This is a genomic window from uncultured Rikenella sp. (assembly GCF_948810725.1).
Classification (GTDB): domain Bacteria; phylum Bacteroidota; class Bacteroidia; order Bacteroidales; family Rikenellaceae; genus Rikenella.
Genome location: NZ_CAQIVA010000095.1, coordinates 1 through 1,435 on the forward strand (window position 1 = coordinate 1; position 1,435 = coordinate 1,435).

At 60.0% G+C, this 1,435-nt stretch carries 2 protein-coding genes and 1 pseudogene; all 3 read right to left on the bottom strand.

What is annotated here, in order from left to right; translation table 11 throughout:
- A pseudogene (locus Q9S52_RS10695) lies at window positions 1-237 on the bottom strand (hypothetical protein); the annotation flags it as partial.
- Window positions 231-1,205: a hypothetical protein gene (locus Q9S52_RS10700; protein ID WP_304709098.1), complete on the bottom strand. Its 975-nt coding sequence runs from the start codon at window positions 1,203-1,205 to the stop codon at window positions 231-233. The pseudogene Q9S52_RS10695 and the gene Q9S52_RS10700, both read right to left, overlap by 7 nt.
- On the bottom strand, window positions 1,202-1,435 hold a 234-nt coding region (locus tag Q9S52_RS10705), incomplete at its 5' end, for a hypothetical protein (RefSeq protein ID WP_304709099.1). The genes Q9S52_RS10700 and Q9S52_RS10705, both read right to left, overlap by 4 nt.

The window sequence follows — 1,435 nt, forward strand, 5'->3', positions numbered from 1 at the left end:
AGGGTGGTTCGCCCCGATCGGCATGGCGATCGTTACCGCCAGCTCGAACGTGTCCGTAATTCGGTTGTTGCCGTCCCGCCCGCTACCGAAGGCACCGTAATCCAAGAACAGGTAGTAGTCTCCGAACGTACCGATCCGCTCCTTGAGCGTCTTTTCGTCCGCGCCGAAGACGAAGTTCTCCGGAGAGACGAAAGCCAGGCATTTGGCCTTGAAGTAGTCTCTGATAGTCGTTAGCATAGTATTCTCTTGACTTGTCCGACGGAGAGCCCCATTCGGCCGGCGATCTCCTCCGGTGTGGTGTCGTCGGTCGCCATTGACCGGACGGATTGGATGGTTTCGGCCCGCATGATACCGAGATAGGTCAGCAGCGGCATCTTCTCCACCTGTTCGTAGTTTCCGTACCCGTCTTTGCAGAGCCCGTAGAGCGAATCGCTCATCGATATCCGCTCCTGTCGTTTGGGGCGGTCGCTGTCGGCCGACCACAGGACAGAGAAGGCGGTGCGGGTGAAGATGAAGGTGACGAACGCCTGAAAGTTCAGCACCACCGCCTGCAGCAGGATATCCGGGAGTCGTTCGATCTGTTCGATCCGGGCCGTATCGTTCGTGTCCACTCCATAGAGCAGCCCGACCAGCAGGGCCATTGCCCGGCGATTGGCCCCCTCGCCGATCGCCATCAACAGATCGTACCCCTGTGCATACTGGTACGAACTGAGGGAGGTGGTGAGCGCCCCGCCCTCCAGATTCGCCGTCCAGCCCAAAAGCACGTCGTCTTTCAGCCGGATGGTCGGCAGCAGGTTACCGACCCACACCGCATCGATACGGTATTCATACTCCAGCGTCCGGGCATACCGAATCTCCGCGCTGTCGGAAAGTAGTTCGTCCGGCGGTCGCTTCCGGAGCATCTTGCGGACATCGGTCGAGAGGTGATCGATCCGGTCGCCGTAGTCGAGCGTGAAGAAGAAGTCGAACTGACGGGAGGCGGTCAGGAGGTTGTCGAAAAAGCGTTCCCGCGCATGGGCCGGGACGCGGATATGCTCCAGCCCGGCGAGGTGCCGGAAAAAGGCGATCCGCAGGTCGCACATCGAGAGCGCTCCCGCCCAGAAGAGACCGAGCAGCTCGACTAATCGCAGATACTGCCCCGCGGTCAGCTCCTCCCAAGCGTTCGGGAATCGATAGGGCGTCTCACCGAAATAGAGCGTGATCATGGCAAGAGGAAGAATTTGTTTCGGGGTTTGTTCAGATTCGTCTCCGACGGCAGGTCGGTACCCGGTTCCGGCCGGTTCAACTCGAAGACGATCTGCTGCAGGGCCGCTTCGCCCTGATTGAGCAGGAAGTCCGAGAGTCTGTACATCGCCTCCTGTTCGGAGGAGGCGTGCCGGAAAGCTCCGTCCTGATTCGGATTGCGGAGCGATCGCGGCAGCATGGAGATGTCGAA

Coding starts and splice junctions, on each gene's coding strand:
- Q9S52_RS10700 (WP_304709098.1), bottom strand. CDS start 1,205: ATGATCACGCTCTATTTCGGTGAGACGCCCTATCGATTCCCGAACGCT.